The sequence below is a fragment of the Streptomyces carpinensis genome, assembly GCF_002154505.1.
Classification (GTDB): domain Bacteria; phylum Actinomycetota; class Actinomycetes; order Streptomycetales; family Streptomycetaceae; genus Streptomyces; species Streptomyces carpinensis.
The window spans coordinates 1-24,679 of the sequence record NZ_MUBM01000389.1; the positions used below are offsets into that span (position 1 = coordinate 1).

General features: G+C 72.6%; 19 protein-coding genes and 2 pseudogenes. 4 read left to right on the forward strand and 17 right to left on the reverse strand.

Annotated features, from left to right (window positions below; all coding sequences use genetic code 11):
* A partial coding sequence (locus tag BZY54_RS39720; RefSeq protein WP_244217565.1) for a carbohydrate kinase family protein occupies positions 1-451 on the reverse strand: 451 nt, incomplete at its 3' end.
* Between the two features lie 320 nt (positions 452-771).
* Positions 772-1,434 (reverse strand): annotated as a pseudogene (locus BZY54_RS39725) (enolase C-terminal domain-like protein); the annotation flags it as partial.
* On the opposite strand from BZY54_RS39725, the pseudogene BZY54_RS39730 reads away from it, so the two are divergent.
* Positions 1,426-1,674: pseudogene (locus tag BZY54_RS39730) on the forward strand (IclR family transcriptional regulator domain-containing protein); the annotation flags it as partial. The pseudogenes BZY54_RS39725 and BZY54_RS39730 overlap by 9 nt on opposite strands.
* A 61-nt stretch (positions 1,675-1,735) precedes the next feature.
* Here BZY54_RS39730 and BZY54_RS39735 read toward each other — a convergent pair.
* From BZY54_RS39735 to hrcA, 10 genes are all read right to left on the reverse strand, one after another.
* Positions 1,736-2,728, reverse strand: a complete 993-nt coding sequence (locus BZY54_RS39735; protein WP_086730226.1) for an adenosine deaminase — start codon at positions 2,726-2,728, stop codon at positions 1,736-1,738.
* A 20-nt stretch (positions 2,729-2,748) separates the two neighbouring features.
* The gene (locus BZY54_RS39740) at positions 2,749-3,654 is read right to left on the reverse strand and encodes a ribonuclease Z (protein ID WP_086730211.1); all 906 of its coding nucleotides are present in this window, start codon (positions 3,652-3,654) and stop codon (positions 2,749-2,751) included.
* Positions 3,655-3,660: 6 nt separating this feature from the next.
* Complete coding sequence (locus tag BZY54_RS39745) at positions 3,661-4,014, reverse strand: histidine triad nucleotide-binding protein (protein ID WP_086730212.1); 354 nt, start codon at positions 4,012-4,014, stop codon at positions 3,661-3,663.
* Between the two features lie 165 nt (positions 4,015-4,179).
* On the reverse strand, positions 4,180-7,434 hold the full coding sequence (locus BZY54_RS39750; protein ID WP_086730227.1) for a S41 family peptidase: 3,255 nt from the start codon (positions 7,432-7,434) through the stop codon (positions 4,180-4,182).
* Between the two features lie 116 nt (positions 7,435-7,550).
* Positions 7,551-8,078, reverse strand: coding sequence for a hypothetical protein (locus tag BZY54_RS39755; protein WP_208640913.1), 528 nt, complete (start codon positions 8,076-8,078; stop codon positions 7,551-7,553).
* A gap of 141 nt (positions 8,079-8,219) precedes the next feature.
* Positions 8,220-8,612 carry a VOC family protein gene (locus tag BZY54_RS39760; protein ID WP_086730213.1) on the reverse strand — a complete coding sequence of 131 codons (393 nt, stop codon included), beginning with the start codon at positions 8,610-8,612 and terminating at the stop codon, positions 8,220-8,222.
* Between the two features lie 27 nt (positions 8,613-8,639).
* On the reverse strand, positions 8,640-9,377 hold the full coding sequence (locus BZY54_RS39765) for a 16S rRNA (uracil(1498)-N(3))-methyltransferase (RefSeq protein WP_086730214.1): 738 nt from the start codon (positions 9,375-9,377) through the stop codon (positions 8,640-8,642).
* Positions 9,374-10,504 carry a nitronate monooxygenase gene (locus BZY54_RS39770; protein WP_086730215.1) on the reverse strand — a complete coding sequence of 377 codons (1,131 nt, stop codon included), beginning with the start codon at positions 10,502-10,504 and terminating at the stop codon, positions 9,374-9,376. Before BZY54_RS39770 ends, BZY54_RS39765 begins: the two co-directional genes overlap by 4 nt.
* 167 nt (positions 10,505-10,671) lie before the next feature.
* A complete protein-coding gene (gene dnaJ, locus BZY54_RS39775) occupies positions 10,672-11,808 on the reverse strand; it encodes a molecular chaperone DnaJ (RefSeq protein WP_086730216.1) in 1,137 nt (378 codons plus the stop codon).
* Positions 11,809-12,825 (reverse strand): heat-inducible transcriptional repressor HrcA, encoded by a 1,017-nt coding sequence (gene hrcA, locus BZY54_RS39780; RefSeq protein WP_086730217.1) that lies wholly within the window; start codon positions 12,823-12,825, stop codon positions 11,809-11,811.
* Between the two features lie 355 nt (positions 12,826-13,180).
* Here hrcA and BZY54_RS39785 point away from each other — a divergent pair, with 355 nt between their 5' ends.
* Together BZY54_RS39785 and BZY54_RS39790 are read left to right on the forward strand one after the other, a co-directional pair.
* Entirely contained in the window at positions 13,181-13,918 is a 738-nt protein-coding gene (locus BZY54_RS39785; protein ID WP_086730218.1) for an MBL fold metallo-hydrolase, read from the forward strand.
* Between the two features lie 32 nt (positions 13,919-13,950).
* Positions 13,951-14,811 (forward strand): DUF3097 domain-containing protein, encoded by an 861-nt coding sequence (locus BZY54_RS39790; protein ID WP_086730219.1) that lies wholly within the window; start codon positions 13,951-13,953, stop codon positions 14,809-14,811.
* A gap of 77 nt (positions 14,812-14,888) precedes the next feature.
* Here BZY54_RS39790 and hemW read toward each other — a convergent pair whose 3' ends face one another.
* From hemW to lepA, 4 genes are all read right to left on the reverse strand, one after another.
* The gene (gene hemW, locus BZY54_RS39795; protein ID WP_086730220.1) at positions 14,889-16,121 is read right to left on the reverse strand and encodes a radical SAM family heme chaperone HemW; all 1,233 of its coding nucleotides are present in this window, start codon (positions 16,119-16,121) and stop codon (positions 14,889-14,891) included.
* A gap of 38 nt (positions 16,122-16,159) precedes the next feature.
* The gene (locus tag BZY54_RS39800; protein ID WP_086730221.1) at positions 16,160-18,073 is read right to left on the reverse strand and encodes an ATP-binding SpoIIE family protein phosphatase; all 1,914 of its coding nucleotides are present in this window, start codon (positions 18,071-18,073) and stop codon (positions 16,160-16,162) included.
* Positions 18,074-18,313: 240 nt separating this feature from the next.
* Entirely contained in the window at positions 18,314-20,188 is a 1,875-nt protein-coding gene (locus BZY54_RS39805) for an AMP-dependent synthetase/ligase (protein ID WP_086730222.1), read from the reverse strand.
* A 304-nt stretch (positions 20,189-20,492) separates the two neighbouring features.
* The gene (gene lepA, locus BZY54_RS39810; RefSeq protein WP_086730223.1) at positions 20,493-22,361 is read right to left on the reverse strand and encodes a translation elongation factor 4; all 1,869 of its coding nucleotides are present in this window, start codon (positions 22,359-22,361) and stop codon (positions 20,493-20,495) included.
* A 209-nt stretch (positions 22,362-22,570) separates the two neighbouring features.
* Between lepA and rpsT the strand changes: the two genes are divergently transcribed.
* Positions 22,571-22,837: a 30S ribosomal protein S20 gene (gene rpsT, locus BZY54_RS39815; protein ID WP_086730224.1), complete on the forward strand. Its 267-nt coding sequence runs from the start codon at positions 22,571-22,573 to the stop codon at positions 22,835-22,837.
* Positions 22,838-23,540: 703 nt separating this feature from the next.
* Here rpsT and holA read toward each other — a convergent pair.
* Positions 23,541-24,530: a DNA polymerase III subunit delta gene (gene holA / locus BZY54_RS39820; RefSeq protein WP_208640912.1), complete on the reverse strand. Its 990-nt coding sequence runs from the start codon at positions 24,528-24,530 to the stop codon at positions 23,541-23,543.
* Positions 24,531-24,679: the final 149 nt, after the last annotated feature.

Genomic DNA, 24,679 nt, shown 5'->3' on the forward strand with positions numbered 1-24,679 from the left:
AGGGGGCGCGCCTGCCGGGGGTCAGGGAGGCCACGGCGGCTCGCGCGCGGGGCGGGCAGGCGGGGACGCCGTCCTGCACGAACTCGGCGTCGGGGGGCGGCTCGTGGCCGTGGGAGACCATCGTGCGCTCGCCCTCGTAGGCCATGGAGACGGTGACCGGGGAGTGCCAGCCGGGGACGGTGCGGGACGGCGAGAGGTCGATGCCCTCGCCCTGCTCCAGCGCGTCCCAGCAGTACTCGCCGTAGTGGTCGTCGCCGAAGGCCGCCGCCAGTGACGTGCGCAGGCCGAGGCGGGCCAGCGCGGTCGCCATGTTGGCCACGCCGCCCGGGCTCGACCCCATCCCGCGCGCCCAGGACTCGGTTCCGCGCACCGGTGCGGAGTCGAGCCCGGTGAAGATGATGTCCAGGAAGACCGTGCCGGTGAGATAGACGTCCCAGGGCGGGTCGTCCATCGCCCGCAGCCCGGCCAGCGGATCGAACTGCGGACCCAGGTGAGCATGCGGCGCCCCGACGATGTACTCCCGGTCCTCCGGTCCCTCGGGCCCCGGTCCCTCGGGCTCCTCGGGCGGCCGCGGTCGCTGCGGGTGTTCGGTCCGTTCCGGGGGGTTCGGCTGCTCCTGGTGGTCCGGCCCCTTTCCGGTGGGCGTGCTGGACGCGGTCACGGTGCGCTCCCTGACGTGGTGCGGATCAGGCCAGTGTGCACCAGAGGACTGACGACGCGGCGGCCGTCACGCCGGAGCGGACACGCCGGGGCCGGTCCGCGCCTACCAGCGGGCACCGCCGGCACCACCCACCCGGGCTCGGCGACCCGCATCGCCGCCGCGTCGTCGCGCTCCCTGAGCGAGCCGTCGTCCTCGGCCCACCGCCGGTGCAGGCGGGCCAGTTCGTCGCGGTCGAGCACGACGCCGGGACCGGGGACGTCCGGGACGGTGACCCTGCCGCCGTCGAAGGCGAGGCGTTCGGTGAGGACGTCCTCGGACTGCCAGGGGTAGTGGGTGTGGCAGGCGTGGTGCAGGTTCGGCACGGTGGACGCCACATGGGTCATCGCGGCCAGGCTGATGCCCAGATGTGTGTTGGAGTGCATGGACACGCCGACGCCGAATGCGGAGCACAGGGCCGCCAGGTGCTGGGTGTTGCGCAGGCCGCCCCAGTAGTGGTGGTCGCAGAGCACGACCTGCACCGCGCCCTTGGCGAACGCCTCCTCGATCTCGGCGAACGTCGTCACGCACATGTTGGTGGCCAGCGGCACGCCGGTCCGCGCCGCCACCTCGGCCATGGCGGGCGTGCCCAGGGCGGGGTCCTCCAGGTACTCGAGCAGGTCACCGAGCTCCCGCGCCACCCGCACCGACGTCTCCACCGACCAAGGCCCGTCGGGGTCCAGCCGCAGCGGATGCCCGGGGAACGCCTCGGCCAGCGCCCGCACGGCGGCGATCTTGCGGGCCTACGGGCACGCGGCCACTCCGTCGACCGCGAGGAGGGCGTGCCGGGGATCGTCGGCTTCGGGTTCGCGCTGCGCTACGACGTCCCCGCGCAGGACGCGATCAGCTGCTCGGTGCCGGTGGCCCGGCTGACCGCGGAGCACGAGGCGCGGATCGTCGCGGTGATGCGGGAGACCAGGCTCCGGATCGAGGCGGCGGCGTCACCGGGCCGCGGGGGCGCCCCGCACTGGCGCTGAGCGCACCCCCCGGTGGCAGAAGTCCTGCGAAGGGCCCCTGCACGTCAGGGCCTTCGGGAAGCTACGAGAAGTCGTACGCCGCCACTTCGGCCAGATACCGCTGCCGGCGCTCCTCGTCGTGCTCCAGGAAGGAGGCGAGGAAGGAGTTGCGGGCCAGTTCGCGCAGGCGGTCCTCGGTCAGGCCGAGGGTGCGGTGGACGGCGTCGAAGTTGTCACCGGCGTAGCCGCCGAAGTAGGCGGGGTCGTCGGAGTTGACCGTGCACAGCAGGCCGGCGTCCAACATGGCCGGCAGCGGGTGGCCGGCGAGGGTGTCGACGGCGCGCAGCCGCACGTTCGACAGGGGGCACAGGGTCAGCGGGATCCGCTCGCGGACGAGGCGGTCGACCAGCGCGGGGTCCTCCATGCAGCGCAGGCCGTGGTCGACGCGCTCGACGCCGAGCACGTCCAGGGCCTCGGTGATGTACTCCGGCGGGCCCTCCTCACCGGCGTGCGCCACGCGCCGCAGCCCGAGGGCGGCGGCGGCCTCGTACACCGCGCGGAACTTCACCGGCGGATGCCCGACCTCGGCCGAGTCGAGCCCGACGCCGACGATCCGGTCGAGATACGGCTTGGCCGCGTCCAGCGTGGCCAGGGCCGACTCGGCGGACTCGTCGCGCAGGAAGCACAGGATCAGCTGGGTGGAGACGCCGTGATTCTCCTCGCTGCGGCCCAGCGCCCGCCACAGCCCCTCGACGACCGTGCCCATGCCGACTCCGCGCGCGATGTGGGCCTGCGGGTCGAAGAAGATCTCCGCGTGCCGCACGCCCTGCGCGGCGGCCCGCGCGAGATACGCATTGGCCAGGTCCTCGAAGTCCCGCTCGGTGCGCAGGACGGTCATCAGCTCGTAGTACAGGTTCAGGAAGGACTGAAGATCCTCGAACCGGTAGGCCTCGCGGAGCTCGTCGGTGTCGGCGTACGGCAGTTTCACGCCGTTGCGCGCGGCCAGCTCGAAAGCCAGCTCGGGCTCCAGGGTGCCTTCGATGTGCAGATGCAGTTCGGCTTTGGGCAGGGGCATCAGAGCATCGTACGGCCTGGTCACCGCCGTTTCGGAACCGGCACCCGCAGCAGGTCGTACGCCACGGTCAGCTCGCCCTCGAACCCGGCCGCCCGCGCCTGACGCTCGAACTCCTCGGGATCGGTGTAGCGCTGGCTGAAGTGGGTGAGGACCAGGTGCCGCACGCCCGCGTCCCGCGCCACCCGGGCCGCCTGACCCGCCGTCAGATGGCCGTACTCCTCGGCCAGTGCCTCGTCCCCGTCGAGGAAGGTGGACTCGATCACCAGCAGGTCGCAGCCCTCGGCGAGGGCGTGCACCCCCTCGCACAACCGGGTGTCCATGACGAACGCGAACCGCTGTCCGCGCCGCACCTCGCTCACGGCCTCCAGCGGGATGCCGTGCAGCTGCCCCTCCCGCTGGATGCGGCCCACGTCCGGGCCCTTGATCCCGTGCGCGGCGAGCCGGTCGGGCAGCATACGGCGCCCGTCGGGCTCCACGAGCCGGTAGCCGTAGGACTCCACGGGGTGGGAGAGGCGGCGGGCCTGAAGGGTGTACGCCTCGGTCGTGGCGAGGGTGCCGTCGGCGTCGACCGGGGCCTCGGTGAGGGCGACCGTCTCGCGGTAGGCGGTGGCGTACCGCAGACGGTCGAAGAAGCGCTTGCCGGAGCGCGGGTAGTGCGCGGTGATCTCGTGCGGCACCTGGTCGAGGTTGATGCGCTGGATCACCCCGGCCAGGCCGAGGCAGTGGTCGCCGTGGAAGTGGGTGACGCAGATCCGGTTCAGGTCGTGCGCCGCGGCCCCGGCGCGCAGCATCTGCCGCTGGGTGCCCTCACCGGGATCGAACAGGATGCCCTCGCCGTCCCAGCGCAGCAGGTAGCCGTTGTGGTTGCGGTGCCGGGTCGGGACCTGGCTGGCGGTGCCGAGGACGACCAGTTCACGGACGGACACGGCCGCCTACCCGGGGGGCCACTGCAGGCCCCGGCCGCCGAGGACGTGGGCGTGGGCGTGCCAGACGGTCTGGCCCGCCCCGGAGCCGGTGTTGAAGACGACGCGGTAGCTGTCCAGCTTGTCCTCGTCGGCGATCGCCTGGGTCTCGCGCAGCACGTCCGCGGCGAGTTCCGGGGCGCCGGCGGCGAGGGTGGCGGCGTCCCTGTAGTGCGCCTTCGGGATCACCAGGACGTGGGTGGGCGCCTGGGGGTTGATGTCACGGAAGGCGACGGTCGTGTCCGTCTCGCGGACGATCGTCGCCGGGACGTGTCCCGCGACGATCTTGCAGAACAGGCAGTCGTCCTGGGGTTCCCCAGCCATGCGGTGCTCCTCCGGAGTCGATCAGTACCAGGGCATGTTACCGAGCGATGCCTTTCGAGGTGCCCGGCGTTGTGCCGCGGGGTCGGGGGACGCGGCCCGCGCCGCCGGGGGCCTCCCCCGGGCTCTTCGAGCAGGAGGTGCCCCCCCGAGGCCGCCGCCCGCGGGCTACGGCAGGCCGGGCGGGGTCTTCGGCGGGTTTTCCTCCAGGGCGGCCAGCGCGATGCGGATCGCCTCGTCCAGTTGCGCGTCCCGTCCGGCCGCGTGGTCCTGCGGTCGCTGGACGACCTCCACGTCCGGGTCCACCCCGTGGTTCTCCACGCCCCAGCCGTAACCCTCCAGCCAGAAGGCGTACTTCGGCTGGGTGATCAGGGTGCCGTCGACGAGGTGGTAGCGGCTGTCGATGCCGATGACGCCGCCCCAGGTGCGGGTGCCGACGACCGGGCCGATGCCCAGCGCCCTGATCGCCGCGTTGACGATGTCGCCGTCGGAGCCGGAGAACTCGTTGGCGACGGCGACGACCGGGCCGCGGGGCGCGTCGCGCGGGTAGCTCTCCGGCTGCATGCCGCGGGGCAGGTCCCAGCCGACGATCCGGCGGGCCAGTTTCTCCACCACGAGCTGGGAGGTGTGCCCGCCGCGGTTCTCACGTACGTCCACGACCAGGCCCTCACGGGCCACCTCGACCCGCAGGTCGCGGTGGATCTGCGCCCAACCGGGCGCCTGCATGTCCGGCACGTGGAGGTAGCCGAGCCGGCCGCCGGACTTCTCGTGGACGTAGGCCCGGCGGTCGGCCACCCACGCGTGGTAGCGCAGGGGCTCCTCGTCGGCGAGGGGCACCACCACGGCGTGGCGCGGGTCTCCGCCGCCGGACGGGGAGATGGTCAGCTCGATCGGCTTGCCCGCCGTACCGACCAGCAGCGGGCCCGGTCCCGTCCCCGGGTCGACCGGATGTCCGCCGACCGCGACGATCGCGTCGCCGGCGCGCACCGCGACGCCTGGCGCGGCCAGCGGGCTGCGCGCCTGGGGGTCGGAGGTCTCCGAGGGCAGGATCCGGTCGATACGCCAACTGCCGTCCTGGTGCCGGGAGATGTCCGCACCCAGCAGGCCCTGCCGGGCGCCGTTGCCGAAGCTCCCGTACGGCGTGACGTAGGCGTGCGAGGTGCCCAGTTCGCCGTGCACCTCCCACAGCAGGTCCACGAGGTCGTCGTGGGTGGCCAGGCGGTCCAGGACGGGCCGGTAACGGTCGAGGACGCCGTCCCAGTCGACGCCGCCCATGTCCGGCCGCCAGAAGTTGTCCCGCATGATGCGGCCGGTCTCCTCGTACATCTGCCGCCACTCGGCGGCCGGGTCGACGGTCTGCCGGACCCGGCCGAGGTCGACGGTGATGTTGGAGTCGCTGTCCTCGTCGCCGGAGGCGCGCCGGTCGCTGGGGACGACCTTGAGCTTGCCGTCGGTCCACAGCAGGACACGCTTGCCGTCGCCGCTGACCTCGAAGTGGTCGGCGTCGGCGGCGAGGTGCTCGATGCGCTGCTGGGCGAGGTCGTAGCGCTCCAGCTCGGTCTTCGGGTCGGGGTCGTCGGGGGTGGCGCGGGAGGCGCCGAGCACACCGGTGACCGGGTGCCGCAGCCACAGCACGCCGTCCCGGGCGGCGCGCAGGTTGGTGTAGCGGGCGGCCTCGACCGGGAAGGGCACGATGCGGTCGGCGAGGCCGTCGAGGTCGATCCTCGTCGTCGGGGTGCCCTCGCTGTCCGGCGTCTCCTCCTTGTCGGAGACCTCGAAGGGGCGGCCGTGCCGCTGCGGGCCGAACGGCGAGGGGGTGGTCGCGGCCAGGGTGATCAGATGGGGTCGGGAGCTCTCCACGAAGGCCAGATCGAAGACGTGTTCGTCGTAGACGGGGTCGAAGGAGCGGTGGGAGAGGAAGGCCAGGTGCTTGCCGTCCAGGGTGAACGCGGGGGCGTAGTCCTGGAAGCGCAGCGGGGTCGCCTCGGTGACCGACAGGTCGGTGGTGTGGGCGAGCCGGAGCTGGCTGAGCGGGCGCGGGCCGGGGTGGGACCAGGCGAGCCAGGTGGAGTCGGGAGAGAACGCGAGGTCGGTGACGTCGCCGTGCTCGCTGCGGTCGACCTCGCGGACCTCGCCTGTCTCGCGTTCGACGAGCAGCAGCCGCCCGTCGTGCGAGGCGACCGCGGCCCGGCTGCCGTCGGGGGCCATGGCCAGCTCCAGGACCCGGCCGAGCTGCCCGGCGGCCAGCCGGCGCGGGGTCGCGCCCGGGGCGAGGCCCGTGGCGGGCGCGAACTCCAGTGCGTCGTCGTCCTCGGCGTCCGTCACCCACACCACCCACTCCTCGCCCTCGGCGCGGAAGGTGCGCGGCAGCCGGGCCCGTACGCCGGGCTCGGCGGCCAGCGCGCGGGCGGGGCCCGCGCGGTGGGTGACCCAGTGGACGGCGCCGCGCACGGCGACGGCGCTGCCGCGCGCGGTGTGGTCGGGTGCGGCGGAGCCGAACCAGCGGGAGGCGTTCACGGGATGGGGCTGAAGGTCCACGCGCGGACCGCCGAGCCTGACGTCGAGCCGGCTCGGTTCGGCGCCGTCGAGGTCGTCGAGGAGCCAGAGTTCACCGGCGCTGGAGTAGACGACCCGGGTCCCGTCGGTGGCGGCGTGGCGGGCGTAGAAACCGTCGAGGGGGGTGTGCCGGCGCAGGTCGGAGCCGTCGGCGAGGGAGGAGTACAGCGCGCCGGTGCCCTCGTGGTCGGAGAGGAACGCGATCCTCTCCCCCACCCACAGCGGGTACTCGAGGTTGCCGTCCAGGTCCTCGTGCAGCCGTACGAACTCGCCCGTGCCCTCCGTGCCGCCCGTGCCGGCCGCCGCGGCCTCCGCCGCTTGACCGGCTTCCCCGGCGCGGGCCTCCCGGTCGATCCACAGCTTGCCCGCCGTGCCGCCCCGGTACCGCTTCCACCACGCCGCCTCGCGGCCCATCGGCGCGGACAGCAGCACGGTGTGCGGCCCGTACGCGATGTCGCCGACCGGGCCGTACGGCAGGGTGGTGGCCGGCCCGCCGTCCAGCGGGACGGCTCGGGCCCAACTGCGGCGCAGACTCGCCTGGCCCTGGGTGCTCAGCGCGAGCACCCGTCCGTCCGGGGTCCAGCCACGCACCTGCGTGCGCCAACTCCCCCAGTGCGTCAGGCGCCTGGCGGGGCCCCCGGCGACCGGGGCGATGTGCGCCTCGGGGGCGCCGTCCCGGGTGGAGGTCCAGGCGACGGTGGTGCCGTCGGGTGAGATGCGGGGGTGGTTCACCGGCACGTTGTCGGCGCTGACCCGCCAGGCCCGCCCGCCGTCCAGCGGCGCGAGCCACACGTCGTCCTCGGCGGTGAACGCCACCAACTCGCCGTGCAGGTGCGGAAATCGGAGATACGCCGTCGATGCGGACAGCGAAGACGATGCGGACTGAGTCACCCGATCACCCTACGCAGCGGCGGCGGCCACGGACAGGGGCCCGGATCACTTGGCCGCGTCCGCGTCGCACGTCACGCCCCGGACGCCGCGCCTCACTTGCCCTCGACCGGCCAGCAGGTCGGGTCGCCCTTGCACCAGACGGTCCGGGTGACGGTGACCGTGACCGCCGGCTGCGGCCGTCCGTCGGTGGGCCGGTGGGTGCCGGGTGGCCGGTAGGTGGGGCCGGTGGTCGCGCCGCAGTCGCCGAGCCCGCTGACGTGGAAGCGCACCTTGCCGCCCACCTTGGCGGTCAGGTCGCCGCGCACACAGGCACCGTCGACGGCCCGGGTGACCTTGCCGGTGACGGTGATCTTCCGGCCGTCCTTGGTCTGCCCCTGGCAGTCGACGGAGGCGACGGTGGGGCGGGACGCCGACGGCGTCGGCTTCCCGGGTGTGCCGGTCTTGCCGCCGTCGGCGTAGTGGGCCGTGCAGCTGAGCCAGCGCACGGAGACGTGCTGCCGGTTCAGCTCCGCGGTCGCCGTGCGGTCGGTCGTGTAGGCCACCGAGGCGGTGCTCAACCCTCCGGGATCACACGCCACGGCACCACCCGCGGCGAGAGCCACGAGCCCCGCCACGGCCATCGTCCGCCGCTCTCGCGACAGTTGCCGAATCCGCCCCGACACCCCCATGCACGGCAGCGTCCCACCACTGCGCCGCACGCGGTAGAGCGCATACGGTCACGTGCGCGCCGCACGCGCCCGCGCACCCGGCCCGCCGTCGCCTCACCCGCGCAGCAGCAGCCACTCCTGGAGCTCCACCAGGTTGCCCTCGGGGTCCTTGAGGTGGGCGACGCGCATGCGGTCCGTCATGGGGGCCGGGCCGTGCAGCAGGGTCGCGCCGCGCGCGGTGATCTCGGCGCAGCGGGCGTCGAGGTCGTCCACGCGCAGGACCACCAGGGAGCGGTGGCCGCTGGCCTCGTCGCCGAGCTCGCCCAGCACCTCGGCCATCATCGCCCGGTCCTGCAGCGCTATGCCCGCCGACCCCGTGGCCGGGCTGAACTTCTCGTACGGCCCCTGCGCCGCCCCGGACTGCGGCTTGAGGCCCAGCACCTCGGCGTAGAAGCGGTAGCAGGCGGCGAAGTCGGTGACGAGCAACCGGACTTGGGCGAGTTCCACGGCATCCCCCAACGGTTCGGGACCGGCTCAGGACCAGCGGCCGGTCCGGCCCATCAGCAGGGCGGCCGCCGCGGTCCCCGCGGTCGATGTACGCAGCACCGTACGCCCGAGGACGTACGCCTTCGCGCCCGCCTCCTCGAACACCGCCAGCTCCTCCGGGGAGACACCGCCTTCCGGGCCGACGACGAGCACGATCTCGCCCTCGGTGGGGAGTTCGGCGCGGGCCAGGGGTTCCTCGCCGCTCTCGTGGAGGACGGCGGCGAAGTCGGCTTTGGCCAAAAGCGCGGCAACCTGTCTGGTCGTGGCCGCGTCCGCGACCTCCGGGAAGCGGACCCGGCGGGACTGCTTGCCGGCCTCGCGAGCGGTCGCCCGCCACTTGCCGAGCGCCTTCAGCCCGCGCTCGCCCTTCCACTGCGTGATGCAGCGGGAGGCCTGCCAGGGCACGACGGCGTCGACACCGACCTCCGTCATGGTCTCCACCGCGAGCTCGCCGCGGTCACCTTTGGGGAGGGCCTGCACGACGGTGATACGGGGGGATTCCAGGGGTTCCTCGGCCACCGAGACCAGGCGGACGACGAGCCGGTCCTTGCCCTCGGTGGCGGTCACCTCGCACTCGGCCCAGCGACCGGCGCCGTCCGTGAGCACGACCGGCTCGCCGGGCTGGAGCCGCTTGACCGAGACGGCGTGCCGCCCCTCGGGACCGTCCAGCACGAACTCGGCCCGGCTGGCGTCCAGTTCGTCGACGACGAACACCGGCGCCGTCACAGCACGTCACCTCCCGACGGCCGGTGGGCCGACAACGCTGTCCGGGCGGCGTCGAGTTCGGCGGCCAGCAACTCCACCAGCTGCCCGGCGGGCAGCTCGCGCGCCATGCGGTGTCCCTGGCCCGCCCACAGCGCCATGCCCTGTGGGTCGCCCGCCTCGGCGGCGGCCTTGCGCAGCGGCGAGACCAGGTGGTGGACCTCCGGGTAGGCGGGGGGCGCGTACGGGCCGTGCTCGCGCATGAACCGGTTGACCAGGCCGCGGGCGGGGCGCCCGGAGAACGCGCGCGTCAGCTCCGTGTGCGGGAAGAGGGGGTCGGTCAGGGCCTGCTTGTGCAGGGGGTGCGCGCCGGACTCGGGGGTGGTCAGGAACGCCGTGCCCAGCTGGGCGGCGCTCGCGCCGGCCGCGAGGACGGCGGCGATCTGACCGCCGCGCATGATGCCGCCGGCGGCGACGATCGGAAGGTTCACCGCCTCGCGGATCTGCGCGACGAGGGAGAGCACGCCGATGCCGGCGCCGTCGTTCTCCGGCAGGTCGCGATGGGTGCCCTGGTGGCCGCCGGCCTCCACTCCCTGGGCGATCACCGCGTCCGCGCCCGCCCGCTGCACGGCCCGCGCCTCCTCGACGGTCGTCGCGGTGACCAGGGCGAAGGTGCCGACCCGGTGCAGGGAGTCGATCACCTCACGGGTGGGGACGCCGAAGTGGAAGGAGACCACCGGCACCGGGTCGTCGAGGAGAACGGCGAGCTTGACGTCGTAGCCGTCGTCCCGTCCGCACTCCGGGTCGCCCAGCTCGGTGTCGTACCAGGTGGCCTCGCCTGCCAACTGCTGGGCGTAGAGGTCCACGGCGCCGGAAGGCGGCGTGGTGTGAGCCGCTCCGGTGGAGCCGGTGCTCGCACCGGGGTGCTCGGGCTGGGGCACGAAGACGTTCACGCCGAAGGGGCGGCCGGTCAGCCCGCGCAGCTGCTTGATCTCCTGGTACATGCCGTCGGCGGTCTTGTACCCGGCGGCGAGGAACCCGAGCCCGCCCGCGTCGGACACCGCGGCGGCGAGTCGCGGCCCGGAGGGGCCGCCCGCCATCGGGGCCTGCACGATCGGGTGCGGGAGGAGATCGGTCAGTGCGGAGGACATGACCGCATGGTGTCACGTCCTGTTCACGGGTCCGAATCGGGCCGACCTCGGGCATATGCCGGAGGCAGCCTCTGTTCCACGGTGGGCGCGCGGTGGGCGCCCTCCCGCCCGGCCCCTGGTCCCGGCGACCGCCGGAACGCGCTCCCGGCGACCGCGGGACCCCGCCGTCAGCGGCCGTTGAACGCGTCCTTCAACCGCGAGAACAGGCCCTGCTGACCGGGCTGGAACTGCCCCTGCGGGCGTTCCTCGCCGCGCAGCTTGGCGAGCTCGCGCAGCAGGCGTTCCTGCTCGGGGTCGAGCTTGGTCGGCGTCTGCACCTCGACGTGGACGATGAGGTCGCCCCGGCCGCCGCCGCGCAGATGCGTGACACCCCGGCCGTGCAGCGGGATCGACTGTCCGGACTGGGTGCCCGGGCGGATGTCGACCTCCTCCAGGCCGTCCAGGGTCTCCAGCGGCACCTTGGTGCCGAGGGACGCGGCGGTCATCGGAATGGTGACCGTGCAGTGCAGGTCGTCGCCGCGCCGCTGGAACGTCGCATGCGGCAGTTCGTGGATCTCGACGTACAGGTCACCGGCCGGACCGCCGCCGGGGCCGACCTCGCCCTCGCCCGCGAGCTGGATGCGTGTGCCGTTGTCCACACCGGCCGGGATCTTCACGGTCAGCGTGCGGCGGGCGCGGATGCGGCCGTCGCCCGCGCACTCAGGGCACGGGGTCGGCACCACGGTGCCGAAGCCCTGGCACTGGGGGCAGGGGCGGGACGTCATGACCTGGCCCAGGAAGGACCGGGTGACCTGCGAGACCTCACCGCGGCCACGGCACATGTCACACGTCTGGGCGGAGGTGCCCGGGGCCGCGCCCTCGCCGTTGCAGGTGTTGCAGACGACGGCCGTGTCGACCTGGATGTCCTTCGTGGTGCCGAAGGCGGCCTCGTCCAGCTCCACCTCGAGCCGGATCATCGCGTCCTGGCCCCGGCGGGTGCGCGAGCGCGGTCCGCGCTGCGACGCCGTGCCGAAGAACGCGTCCATGATGTCGGAGAAGTTCCCGAAGGTGCCGGCGCCGAAGCCGCCCGCACCCGCCGCGCCCGACTGCGAGAGCGGGTCGCCGCCGAGGTCGTAGACCTGCTTCTTCTGCGGGTCCGACAGCACCTCGTAAGCGGCGTTGATCTCCTTGAACCGCTCCTGGGTCTTCGGGTCCGGGTTGACGTCCGGGTGCAACTCGCGGGCGAGCCGACGGAAGGCCTTCTTGATCTCTTCCTGCGACGCGTCGCGACGCACGCCGAGAACGGCGTAGTAGTCCGTGGCCACTTACGACTCCGCCAGGATCTGTCCGACGTACCGTGCCACTGCGCGTACCGCTCCCATCGTTCCCGGGTAGTCCATGCGGGTCGGTCCGACCACGCCGAGCTTGGCGACTGCCTCGCCGCCCGAACCGTAGCCCACCGACACGATGGACGTGGAGTTGAGTCCTTCGTAGGCGTTCTCGTGACCGATGCGCACGGTCATGCCCGGATCCTGTGTCTCACCGAGCAGCTTCAGCAGGACGACCTGCTCCTCCAGCGCCTCCAGGACGGGCCGGATGGTGAGGGGGAAGTCGTGTGCGAAGCGGGTCAGATTGGCGGTGCCGCCGATCATCAGCCGTTCCTCGTTCTCCTCGACCAGGGTCTCCAGGAGCGTGGACAGCACCGTGGAGACCGTTCCGCGGTCCTCGAGGTCGAAGCCCTCGGGCAGATCCTCCACCAGCTGCGGCACATCCGTGAAGCGGCGGCCGGCGACCCGGCTGTTCAGCCGCGCCCGCAGATCCGCGAGCGAGGTCTCCCCGAACGGGGCCGGGCAGTCGATCATCCGCTGCTCGACCCGCCCGGTGTCCGTGATCAGCACCAGCATCACACGCGCGGGCGCGAGCGAGAGCAGCTCCACGTGCCGCACCGTCGAACGGGTCAGCGACGGGTACTGCACCACGGCGACCTGCCGGGTCAGCTGCGCCAGCAGCCGCACCGTACGGGCCACCACGTCGTCCAGGTCCACGGCGCCGTCGAGGAAGTTCTGGATGGCGCGCCGCTCCGGCGCGGTCATCGGCTTGACCCCGGCCAGCTTGTCGACGAAGAGGCGGTAGCCCTTGTCGGTGGGGATGCGGCCCGCGCTGGTGTGCGGCTGGGCGATGTAGCCCTCGTCCTCGAGTGCCGCCATGTCGTTGCGGACCGTGGCCGGGGAGACGCCGAGGCTGTGCCGCTCGGTGAGGGCCTTGGAGCCGACGGGCTCCTCGGTGCCGACATAGTCCTGGACGATGGCACGCAGCACCTGAAGCCTTCGCTCACTGAGCATCGCGCGCACCTCCAGAGTCGTCCCTCGGCTTCCGCCCTGGCACTCGGCGCATACGAGTGCCAGCTTCGGGGCCCAGTGTACGGCCGTCGGGTACACCGGCGGCAAGGCTGGGCCCGGGAACGCTGAGGCCATTGCGGCGGATCAGGCCGGAGAAAAGTCACGTGCCCACTCAATCCAGGTGAGCGGGGTCCGGGGCGTGCGGCCGCAGGGCGGAGGAGGGAGTCGCCGCGACGGGGGTCCCCCTGCTCGTCGAGAGCCTGGGGGAGTCGGGGACCGACGACGACCCCGCGGGTGTGCGCCCCGCCCGGCCCCCCGTCTTGGGCAGGATCCGCCGCACAGGCCCTAGCGTCGCGGTATGACGGTGACTTGGGAAGAGCTGGGGTGGGAGCGGCTGGCGGAGGGGGTCGGCCGGGTCCGGCTGCCGGTGTGGGACTGCACGGTCGGGCTGGTCGTCGGTGCGGGCTCGGCCCTGCTCGTCGACGCCGGGTCGAGCCTGGCCGAGGGCGCGCGGTTGCGCGCGCAGGCGCAGGAGCTCACCGGTGGCCGTGTGACGCTTCTCGCGCTGACCCACCCGCACTTCGACCACGTCTTCGGGGCGGCCCGGTTCGCCGACGCGGAGGTCTTCGCCGCAGAGGGCTCACGGACCGTGTACGACGACGGGGACGGGCGCGGGCGGGCGGAGCTGCGCGCGGACGCGGTGGCGTACGGGCTGGACGCCCGGGCGGCGGACGAGGCGGTGGCGGCGCTGGTACGGCCCGGCCGCGAGGTCTCCGGCCGGCTGACGCTCACGCTGGACGGCGGCCGGGAGGTGCTGCTGGCGAACGTGGGCCCCGGCCACACCGCGCACGACCTGGCGGTGGTGGTGCCGGGTGACCGCCCGGTGGTCTTCTGCGGCGACCTGGTCGAGGAGTCCGGCGAGCCCCAGGCCGGCCCCGACGCCGTGCCGTCCCGATGGCCCGCCGCCCTGGACCGGCTGCTGGAACTGGGCGGCGAGGACGCCCTGTACGTCCCCGGTCACGGAGCGGTGGTGGACGCGGCCTTCGTCCGGTCCCAGCGGGACGCCCTGGCGGCCCGGTTCGGCGTGTCGCGCTGATCGGCCACCGCCTTCTCCATATCGTCACTCGAATGCGCCCACCCGTCTCCCGCCACCGCCCTTCCGACGAGGGCCCTTCGGGCCCGCGTCTTCGCTCGTACTCCCCCGACCTGACCCCGCCGTGGAAGAAGCCGAAGGCCGTGCCGGAGGTGCCGGCCGAGCCCGGCCTGGTGGTCGAGGAGCCGGGGAGCGGCTTCTGCGGCGCCGTCATCCGCTGCGAGGCGGGCACGGTGACCCTGGAGGACCGCTTCGGCAAGCACCGGGTGTTCCCGCTCCAGCCCGGCGGCTTCCTGCTGGAGGGCCGGGCGGTGACGCTGGTGCGGCCCTCCGCCGGTCCGGTGCGGCCCACCCGTACGGCGTCCGGTTCGGTCGCCGTCCCCGGCGCACGCGCACGCGTGGCCCGCGCCGGGCGGATCTATGTGGAGGGCCGGCACGACGCCGAGCTGGTCGAGAAGGTCTGGGGCGACGACCTGCGCATCGAGGGCGTGGTCGTGGAGTACCTGGAGGGCGTCGACGACCTGCCGGCGATCGTCGCGGAGTTCGCTCCCGGCCCCGACGCCCGCCTCGGGGTCCTGGTGGACCACCTGGTGCCGGGCAGCAAGGAGTGGCGCATCGCCGAGTCGGTGACCAGCGAGCACGCCCTGGTCGTCGGCCACCCGTACATCGACATCTGGGAGGCCGTGAAACCGTCGTCCCTCGGGATACCGGAGTGGCCCCGCATCCCCCACGGCCAGGACTGGAAGAAGGGCGTCTGCCGGGCCCTGGGCTGGCCGGACAACACGGGCGCCGCCTGGCAGGGGATCCTGTCACGGGTCCGCTCGTACAAGGACCTGGAGCCGGAGCTGCTGGGCCGGGTGGAGCAGCTGATCGACTTCGTGACCGAGCCCGCCTAGGGTCTTTCGCTTGGATCAGGCCGAGCCCGGCACGATCCGAACGAGAGGCCCCGGGACAGGGCCCGGCCGGTCCGCGCTCAGTCCACCAGGTCCCGCACCACCGCGTCCGCCAGCAGCCGCCCGCGCAGGGTGAGCACCGCACGGCCGGTCGCGTACGGCTCCTGCTCCAGCAGCCCGTCGGCCAGTGCGCGCCGGGACGCCGCCAGGCCCTCGGGGCGCAGCAGGTCCAGTGGGACGCCCTCCCGCAGCCGCAGCTCCAGCAGAATCCGCTCCACCCGGCGGTCCTCCTCCGTGAGGAGCTCCCGGCCGGCCCCCGGGGAACGTCCCTGCGCGAGGGCCGCCGCGTACGCTCCCGGATGCTTGACGTTCCACCAGCGCACGCCGCCCACATGGCTGTGCGCGCCGGGCCCCGCCCCCCACCAGTCGGCGCCGCGCCAGTACAGCTCGTTGTGCAGGCAGCGGCCGGCCTCGGAGGTGGCCCAGTTGGAGACCTCGTACCACTCGAAGCCCGCCGCGGACAGGGTCTCCTCGGCGATCAGGTAGCGGTCGGCGTGCACGTCGTCGTCCGTCATCGGGATCTCGCCGCGGCGGATCCGGCGGGCGAGCTGTGTGCCCTCCTCGACGATCAGCGCGTAGGCCGAGACGTGGTCGGGACCGGCGCCGAGGGCCGCGTCCAGGGAGGCTCGCCAGTCGTCGTCGGACTCGCCGGGGGTGCCGTAGATCAGGTCGAGGTTGACGTGCTCGAACCCGGCCGCGCGGGCCTCGGCCACGCAGGCCTCGGGCCGGCCGGGGGTGTGGGTGCGGTCGAGGATCCTCAGCACGTGCTGCCGCGCGCTCTGCATGCCGAAGGAGATCCGGTTGAAGCCGCCCTCCCTGAGGGCCGTCAGATACGCCGGGTCGACCGACTCGGGGTTGGCCTCCGTGGTGACCTCCGCGTCGGCCGCCAGGCCGAACTCGTCGCGGATCGCGGCCAGCATCCGCACCAGGTCGTGCGCGGCCAGCAGTGTGGGCGTGCCGCCGCCGACGAAGACCGTGCGGACCTCGCGGGGATCGTCGCCGAACACCTTGCGGGCCAGACGGACCTCGTCGACGAGGGTCTCGGCGTAGTTGTCACGGGAGGCGAGCACTCCGCCCGTGCCGCGCAGCTCGGTGGCGGTGTACGTGTTGAAGTCGCAGTAGCCGCAGCGGGTGGCGCAGTAGGGGACGTGCAAGTAGAACCCGAGGGGCCGGTCGGCGGCCCCGGCGAGCGCCTGTGCGGGCAGTGCGCCGTCGGCGGGGACGGGCTCGCCGTCGGGGAGTGCGGAAGGCATGCCTTCCATTGTCCAGCACCGGGACGGTTGCCCCGCCGTCACTGCGCCTGCAGCACCAGCAGGGCGAGGTCGTCCTCCGGCGGGCGCTCCCCGAAGTCGTGCACGAGCCGCCGGATGCGCTCGGCGATCGGTTCGGCGTCGAGCCCGGCGCAGTCGGCGAGGGCCGCGGCCAGCCCGTCGCCGTCGTCGAACTGGCGGGAGCCGCAGCGCCGCTCGGTCACCCCGTCGGTGACGCACAGCAACGTGTCGCCGGGCCTCAGCTCGAAGGTCTCGCAGAGGTACGTCTCGTCCTCGATCACGCCGAGCAGGGTCTGCGGGCGCGCGACCGTACGGACGTCCCCGTTCCGGTCGAGCACCAGCGGCAGCGGGTGCCCGGCGCAGGCGAGGGTGCAGCGGACGCCGCCGTCGAAGGGGACGAGTTCGCCGTAGAGGAGGGACAGGAAGCGGGTCTGGGGGCCGTCGCCGGGGGCGAGCGGGCCCACGAGGGCCCGGGCGGCGGCGTCGGCCGCCTCGGTGGCGTCGTCGAGGAGGAGCTGGTTGAGGCGGTCCAGGACGTCGGCGACGCCGTAGCCCTCGCGGGCCAGCAGCCGCAGCCAGGGCCGGGCGAGTCCGATGACCACGGCCGCCTCCGGGCCCTTGCCCTGTACGTCGCCCACCGCGAAGCACCAGCGGCCGTCACCGGCCGGGAAGAGGTCGTAGAAGTCGCCGCTCGGGCCGCCCTGGTCACACGGCTCGTAGACGAGGGCGCTGCGCACTCCGGGGATCTCGGCGACCGCGCCCGGCAGCAGTCCGCGCTGGAGTACGGCGCTGATGGTCGCCTGGCGGGCGTACTGCCGCGCCGCGCCGATGCCGAGCGCCACCCGTCGGCTCAGGTCCTCCACCAGCCCGGTGATCTCGTCGGGGAAGCGGAGCAGTCCGGCCCGGCCGATCACGAGCGTGCCGAGCGGGCGCCCGCCGGCGATGAGGCGGTAGGCGAGCGCCGAGCCCTCCGCCGCGCGCGGGCCCAGGGCCTCGCCCGGCCAGGGGTAGGGCACGGGCCCGGAGCGTAAGTCGTCGTCGGCCGGGCGCGGAGGGTCCTTCTCCAGGGCGCGGCGCAGCTCCTCGATGCGGTTCTCGCTGCCGTGCCAGACGCGGGCGAGCCGTGGCCCGGCGGCGCCGGTCCCGTCGCTCCAGACCGCACCGCCCTCGCCTCCGCCCCAGCGGGGTGATCCCCACCGTGCCGTGGACTCGTCCTCCAGCCACACCGCGCACCAGTCGGCCAGCCGGGGCACGAGCAGCTGCCCGGTGAGCGCGGCGACCAGGTCCTCGTCGAGCTGCCCGGCGAGCAGGTCGGAGGCCTCGGCGAGGAAGGTCAGGGCGCCGCGGCCCAGCCACTCGCGGTCGCGTTCGGCGCGCTGCGGTTCGGGCGCGAGGATCTCCGCGACGCCGAGTCCGGGCTCCTCCTCGTACGCCTCGGTCTCCTCCTGGTCGTCGCCGGCGGGCAGCCGCGCCCACACCGTCTTGACGCCGGTCCGGTAGGTGATGCCCCATTCCTCGGCGAGGGCGGCGACGAGGCGCAGTCCCCGGCCGTACTCCGGGGGCTCGTACGGCGCCTCGGCGGCGTGGCCGCGCGGGGCGCGCGAGGGGTGCTGGTCGGACACCTCCACGACGCACGTCCCGGTCTCCGGCTCCAGGCGGCAGATCAGCTCGACGTCGGTGCCCGCGTGCACCACGGCGTTGGTGACCAGTTCGCTGACGACCACCAGGACGTCGTCGGCCAGGCGGTCGGGAACCGTCAGGCCGAGCTCCCGCCACTCGGTGAGCGCCGTGCGCGCCAGCGCGCGGGCGGAGCCCGGCGCGAGGGGGCTTCCGGGCAGCGTCGCATGCGTCTGGGTACGCGTCTCCGCGTGCTGACGCGCGGCCGTGCCACCGACACGGGAGAGGGTCTCCCGTTGCGTCGGAATTGCCACCATGACGGCTCCCCGGACGGTGCGGACGCGCGCCCCTCGGCACGCACGACGCCGACAGGGTGACAGAAAGACCGCACCCATGAGCACCGAGTAACCGAAATGAGCCACCCAGGACACGAACCGGACGCGACCCGCATACGAAGACGGACAGACCCGATCACCGGACCTGTCCGCTTCGTTCTTTTCACGGTTCTGCGCCCGGCCGGGTTTCAGGTGCTCCCGGCCGGGTTCCAGGCGCCCCGGTCAGGACTCGCGGGTGCCCGCGTACATCTCGTCGATCAGATGCCTGTACTCACGCTCCACCACCGGCCGCTTCAGCTTCAGCGACGGGGTGATCTCGCCGTGCTCCACGTCCAGGTCGCGCGGCAGCAGGCGGAACTTCTTGATGGTCTGCCAGCGCTGCAGGCCCTCGTTGAGCTGCCTGACGTAGCCGTCGACCATCTCGACCGTCCGCGGGGCGGCGACGATCTCGGCGTACGCCTTGCCCTCCAGGCCGTTCTCCTTGGCCCACTCCAGGATCGCGACCTCGTCCAGGGCGATGAGGGCGGTGCAGAAGTTACGGTCGGCCCCGTGGACCAGGATGTTGGAGACGTACGGGCACACGGCCTTGAACTGGCCCTCGACCTCGGCGGGCGCGATGTACTTGCCGCCGGAGGTCTTGATCAGGTCCTTCTTTCGGTCGGTGATGCGCAGGTAGCCGTCCGGGGAGAGCTCGCCGATGTCGCCGGTGTGGAACCAGCCGTCGGACTCCAGCACCTCGTGGGTCTTCTCGGGCAGCCCGTGGTAGCCCTGCATGATGCCGGGGCCGCGCAGCAGGATCTCGCCGTCGTCGGCGATACGGACCTCGGTGCCGGGCAGCGGCTTGCCGACGGTGCCGGTGCGGTAGGCCTCGCCCGGGTTGACGAAGGAGGCCGCGGAGGACTCGGTGAGTCCGTAGCCCTCCAGGATGTGGATGCCGGCGCCCGCGAAGAAGTAGCCGATCTCCGGCGCGAGCGCGGCGCTGCCCGACACGCAGGCGCGCAGCCGGCCGCCGAAGGCCTCGCGGATCTTGGCGTAGACGAGTGTGTCGGCGACCTTGTGTTTGGCGGCCAGGGCGAAGGGCGCGGAGTGCACGCCGGTGCGCTTGAAGTTGTCCTGGGTGACCTTGGCGTACTCGCGGGCGACCTCGGCGGCCCACTGGAAGATCTTGTACTTGGCCGCGCCGCCCGCACGGGCCTTGGCGGCGACGCCGTTGTAGACCTTCTCGAAGATGCGCGGCACGGCCGCCATGTAGGTGGGCTGCACCACCGGCAGGTTGTCGATGATCTTGTCGACCCGGCCGTCGACGGCCGTGACGTGGCCGACCTCGATCTGCCCGGAGGTGAGGACCTTGCCGAAGACGTGCGCGAGCGGCAGCCACAGGTACTGCACGTCGTCGGGGCCGATCAGGCCGGTGGAGGCGATCGCCTTGGCCATGTACGACCAGTTGTCGTGCGGCAGCCGGACACCCTTGGGGCGGCCCGTGGTGCCGGAGGTGTAGATGAGGGTGGCGAGCTGGTCCTTGCTGAGCGCGCCGACCCGCTCCTTGATCAGCTCGGGGTGCTTCTCCAGGTAGGCGGCGCCGCGCTGCTCCAGCTCGGCCAGGGTGAGCACCCACTCGCCGGTCTCGACGCCGGCCGGGTCGATCACGACGACGTGGTGCAGTTCGGGCAGCTCGGCTCGCTTCTCGAGCGCCTTGGCCAGCTGGTCGGCGTTCTCCGCGACGAGGACCCTGCTCTCGGAGTCGGAGAGGATGAAGGCCGACTCCTCGGCGTTGGTCTGCGGATAGATCGTGGTCGTGGCCGCACCCGCGCACATGATGCCGAGGTCGGTCAGCAGCCACTCCACGCGCGTGGAGGAGGCGAGCGCCACCCGCTCCTCGGGCTGCACGCCCAGCTCGATGAGTCCGGCGGCGATCGCGTAGACCCGCTGGGCGGCCTGCGCCCAGCTCAGCGACTTCCAGTCGTCCGGGCCCTCGCCTGAGGCCGGCGGCACGGGGTACCGGTAGGCCTCGGCGTCCGGTGTGGCCGCCACACGCTCCAGGAAGAGGGCCGCCACGGACGGCGGACGGTTCTCGATCAGGGTCTGTGCGTCGCTCACGACATCCTCCGGGGCCCGCGACAGTGCGGCGGCTGGCTCAGGTGCGGCTGGGGGTGGCTCACGGGTGGGTGGTGGTACGGGCTGTGGTGCTCGGCCGTGGTCCGGCAGTTGTTTAACTCACGAGTAACTACCGGGCAGGGATCAGAGTAAAGCGCGACCGGCCACCGCGTAAGGGGCTGTGGCCTCTCACTTCCTACCGAGGGCGACCACCCGCATGCACAGGGGCCCGCCGCACTTTCGTACGACGGGCCCCTTTTCACCCGGTTCACCGGGGTGACGGCGGTGCGCTTGGTGCTCCCGACGGTTACTTCTTGCCCTTGGCCGATCCCGCGCTGTCATCGCTGGAGAGCACCGCGATGAAGGCCTCCTGCGGAACCTCCACGGAACCCACCATCTTCATGCGCTTCTTGCCCTCCTTCTGCTTCTCCAGCAGCTTCCGCTTACGGGAGATGTCACCGCCGTAGCACTTGGCGAGGACGTCCTTGCGGATGGCGCGGATGGTCTCGCGGGCGATCACGCGCGAGCCGATGGCGGCCTGCACGGGCACCTCGAAGTTCTGCCGCGGGATGAGTTCCCTGAGCTTGGCGACGAGCCGGACGCCGTACGCGTACGCCTGGTCCTTGTGGGTGATCGCCGAGAAGGCGTCCACCTTGTCGCCGTGCAGCAGGATGTCGACCTTGACCAGGCTGCTGGACTGCTCGCCGGTGGGCTCGTAGTCGAGCGAGGCGTAGCCGCGGGTCTTGGACTTCAACTGGTCGAAGAAGTCGAAGACGATCTCCGCGAGCGGCAGGGTGTAGCGGATCTCGACCCGGTCCTCGGAGAGGTAGTCCATGCCGAGGAGGGTGCCGCGCCGGGTCTGGCACAGCTCCATGATCGCGCCGATGAACTCGGTGGGCGCGAGAATGGTGGCCCGCACGACCGGCTCGAAGACCTCGTCGATCTTGCCCTCGGGGAACTCGCTCGGGTTGGTGACGGTGACCTCGCTGCCGTCCTCCATGATCACGCGGTAGACCACGTTGGGGGCGGTGGCGATCAGGTCGAGGCCGAACTCGCGCTCCAGCCGTTCCCGGATCACGTCCAGGTGCAGCAGGCCGAGGAAGCCGACGCGGAAACCGAAGCCGAGGGCGGCGGAGGTCTCCGGCTCGTAGACCAGCGCGGCGTCGTTGAGCTGGAGCTTGTCCAGCGCCTCGCGCAGCTCCGGGTAGTCGGACCCGTCCAGCGGGTACAGCCCGGAGAAGACCATGGGCTTGGGGTCCTTGTAACCGCCGAGCGCCTCCTCGGCGCCCTTGTTCTGGCTGGTGACGGTGTCACCGACCTTGGACTGGCGGACGTCCTTCACACCGGTGATGAGGTAGCCCACCTCGCCGACGCCGAGACCGTCGGCGGGCAGCATCTCCGGCGAGTTGGTGCCGATCTCCAGCAGCTCGTGGGTGGCGCCCGTGGACATCATCCGGATCCGCTCGCGCTTGTTGAGCTGGCCGTCGATGACACGGACGTACGTCACGACGCCCCGGTAGGAGTCGTAGACCGAGTCGAAGATCATCGCGCGGGCGGGGGCGTCCTTGACGCCGACCGGGGCGGGGATCTGCTCGACCACCTTGTCCAGCAGCGCCTCGACGCCGAGGCCGGTCTTGGCGGAGACCTTCAGCACGTCGTCGGGGTCGCAGCCGACGAGGTTGGCCAGCTCCTCGGCGAACTTCTCCGGCTGGGCCGCCGGCAGGTCGATCTTGTTGAGGACCGGGATGATCGTGAGGTCGTTCTCCATCGCCAGGTAGAGGTTGGCGAGGGTCTGCGCCTCGATGCCCTGGGCCGCGTCGACGAGGAGGATGGTCCCCTCGCAGGCGGCGAGAGACCGTGAGACCTCGTAGGTGAAGTCGACGTGCCCCGGGGTGTCGATCATGTTGAGGATGTGCGTGTTGCCGGGGTCGTGGGTGGGGGCCCACGGCAGACGCACCGCCTGGGACTTGATCGTGATGCCGCGCTCGCGCTCGATGTCCATGCGGTCGAGGTACTGAGCGCGCATCTGCCGCTGCTCGACCACACCGGTCAGCTGGAGCATCCGGTCGGCGAGCGTGGACTTGCCGTGGTCGATGTGCGCGATGATGCAGAAATTGCGGATCAGAGCCGGGTCGGTACGGCTCGGCTCGGGCACATGGATAGGGGTCGCGGGCACGCAGGGTCCTGATTCTTGAGGCGTCCGCATACGTGTGCTTGTCCGTCTGCGGTCTCGGGTCGGATCGATACGTAGTCTCCATGGTCCCACGGACGGCGACCTGCGACGGGTTTGGGCCACTCGATGAGCCGCTGGTAGTGTGAGGGGCTGTGTCTCATGCCCTCTCAGCACGAGGCACCTCGGAAAATTTCGAAAGAGAAGGCTCATTCGTGGCGAACATCAAGTCCCAGATCAAGCGGATCAAGACCAACGAGAAGGCCCGGCTGCGCAACAAGGCCGTCAAGTCCTCCCTGAAGACCGCGATCCGCAAGGCCCGTGAGGCCGCTGCCGCGGGTGACGCCGAGAAGGCCGTCGAGTACCAGCGCGCTGCCGCGCGTCAGCTCGACAAGGCCGTCTCGAAGGGCGTCATTCACAAGAACCAGGCCGCCAACAAGAAGTCGGCGCTGGCTTCCAAGGTCGCGTCCCTCAAGGGCTGAGCTTCCTGACTTGACGCCGGAAGGACCCGAGCGGGCCCTCTCTCATCCGCTCCCGACCGGCACCCAGGATCCATGCGCGGCCTGCGTTCGCCACGCGGGCATGGATCCACGAGCGTGACCGAAGGCCCCGACCGCATCCCTTCCCCAGGGACAGCGGGCGGGGCCTTCGGCTTGCCCGCTCCTCGGGCAGGCAGGCCGGGGTGCGGCCTCACCGCGACGTGCCGGACCCGTGCCCCGGACGGCCATGGCCGGTCCGGCTCAAGGGCGTCTCCCGGCAACGCTCTGACGCCGTGGATTGTGTCTCGTGACGGCCGTGACCGGTCCGGCTCCGGGGCAGACTCACCGTCGACGTGCCGGACCCGTGCCGCGGACGGCCATGGCCGGTCCGGCTCAGGGACGGTCTCCCAGCAACGCCCTGGAGCGGTGTCTCGTGACGGCCGTGGCCGGTCCGGCTCGGGGACAGACTCACCGCGACGTGCCGGACCCGTGCCCCGGACGGCCATGGCCGGTCCCGCTCAGAGACGGTCTCCCAGCGACGCCCTGGAGCGGTGTCTCGTGACGGCCGTGGCCGGTCCGGCTCGGGGACAGACTCACCGCGACGTGCCGGACCCGTGCCCCGGACGGCCATGGCCGGTCCCGCTCAGAGACGGTCTCCCAGCGACGCCCTGGACCGTGACGGCCGTGGCCGGGCGGGCGGGCCCTACTAGGCCCGGCCCCGCGAGCGTGCTGCCCGGGCGATGGTCACCACGGCCTTCTCCAGGGCGTACTCCGGGTCGTCCCCGCCGCCCTTCACCCCGGCGTCCGCATCGGCCACCGCCTTGAGCGCCACGGCGATACCGTCCGGGGTCCAGCCGCGCATCTGCTGCCGGACCCGGTCGATCTTCCACGGTGGCATCCCGAGCTCCCGCGCCAGGTCGGCGGGCCGTCCGCCGCGCGCGGACGACAGCTTCCCGATGGCGCGCACGCCCTGGGCCAGCGCACTGGTGATCAGGACAGGTGCCACGCCCGTGGCGAGCGACCACCGCAGCGCCTCCAGGGCCTCCGCGGTCCGGCCCTCCACGGCCCGGTCCGCGACGGTGAAGCTGGATGCCTCGGCCCGGCCGGTGTAGTAGCGCCCGACGACGGCCTCGTCGATCGTTCCCTCGACGTCGGCGACCAGCTGTGACACCGCCGACGCGAGCTCGCGCAGGTCACTGCCGATCGAATCCACCAGCGCCTGGCACGCCTCGGGAGTGGCCGAGCGTCCGAACCCGCGGAACTCGCCCCGCACGAAGGCCAGCCGGTCGGCCGGCTTGGTCATCTTCGGGCAGGCCACCTCCCGCGCCCCCGCCTTGCGCGCGGCGTCCAGCAGCCCCTTGCCCTTCGCGCCGCCCGCGTGCAGCAGCACCAGAGTGATCTCCTCGGCGGGCGCCCCCAGATACGCCTTCACGTCCTTGATCGTGTCGGCCGAAAGATCCTGTGCGTTGCGTACGACCACGACCTTGCGCTCCGCGAAGAGCGACGGACTGGTCAGCTCGGCGAGCGTGCCGGGCTGCAACTGCTCCGGGGTCAGGTCCCGTACGTCCGTGTCGGCGTCGGCGGCCTTCGCGGCGGCCACCACCTCCTGCACGGCACGGTCGAGCAGGAGGTCCTCCTGGCCCACGGCAAGGGTCACCGGGGCGAGAGGGTCGTCGTTCGCAGTCTTCCTGGCCATCGCGACAAGCATCCCACGGGGCACTGACAACGCGGGGCCTCGGACCGGCCCGCCGGTCCGCGGCCCTCGTCACGGCTCCTCGCGCCAGCCGTCCCACTCCCCCGCGAACGCGTCCAGCTCGGCCGGGTCGAGCCGGCCCTCCTCGTCCC

What these genes read in the sequence shown, in the direction of transcription:
- BZY54_RS39735 (WP_086730226.1), bottom strand. Translation starts at nt 2,728, where the DNA reads ATGCCCCTGCCCAAAGCCGAACTGCATCTGCACATCGAAGGCACCCTG.
- BZY54_RS39745 (WP_086730212.1), bottom strand. Translation starts at nt 4,014, where the DNA reads ATGGCTGGGGAACCCCAGGACGACTGCCTGTTCTGCAAGATCGTCGCG.
- BZY54_RS39755 (WP_208640913.1), bottom strand. Translation starts at nt 8,078, where the DNA reads ATGGCCGTGGCGGGGCTCGTGGCTCTCGCCGCGGGTGGTGCCGTGGCG.
- BZY54_RS39770 (WP_086730215.1), bottom strand. Translation starts at nt 10,504, where the DNA reads ATGTCCTCCGCACTGACCGATCTCCTCCCGCACCCGATCGTGCAGGCC.
- hrcA (WP_086730217.1), bottom strand. Translation starts at nt 12,825, where the DNA reads ATGCTCAGTGAGCGAAGGCTTCAGGTGCTGCGTGCCATCGTCCAGGAC.
- BZY54_RS39785 (WP_086730218.1), top strand. Translation starts at nt 13,181, where the DNA reads ATGACGGTGACTTGGGAAGAGCTGGGGTGGGAGCGGCTGGCGGAGGGG.
- BZY54_RS39790 (WP_086730219.1), top strand. Translation starts at nt 13,951, where the DNA reads ATGCGCCCACCCGTCTCCCGCCACCGCCCTTCCGACGAGGGCCCTTCG.
- hemW (WP_086730220.1), bottom strand. Translation starts at nt 16,121, where the DNA reads ATGCCTTCCGCACTCCCCGACGGCGAGCCCGTCCCCGCCGACGGCGCA.
- BZY54_RS39800 (WP_086730221.1), bottom strand. Translation starts at nt 18,073, where the DNA reads ATGGTGGCAATTCCGACGCAACGGGAGACCCTCTCCCGTGTCGGTGGC.
- holA (WP_208640912.1), bottom strand. Translation starts at nt 24,530, where the DNA reads ATGGCCAGGAAGACTGCGAACGACGACCCTCTCGCCCCGGTGACCCTT.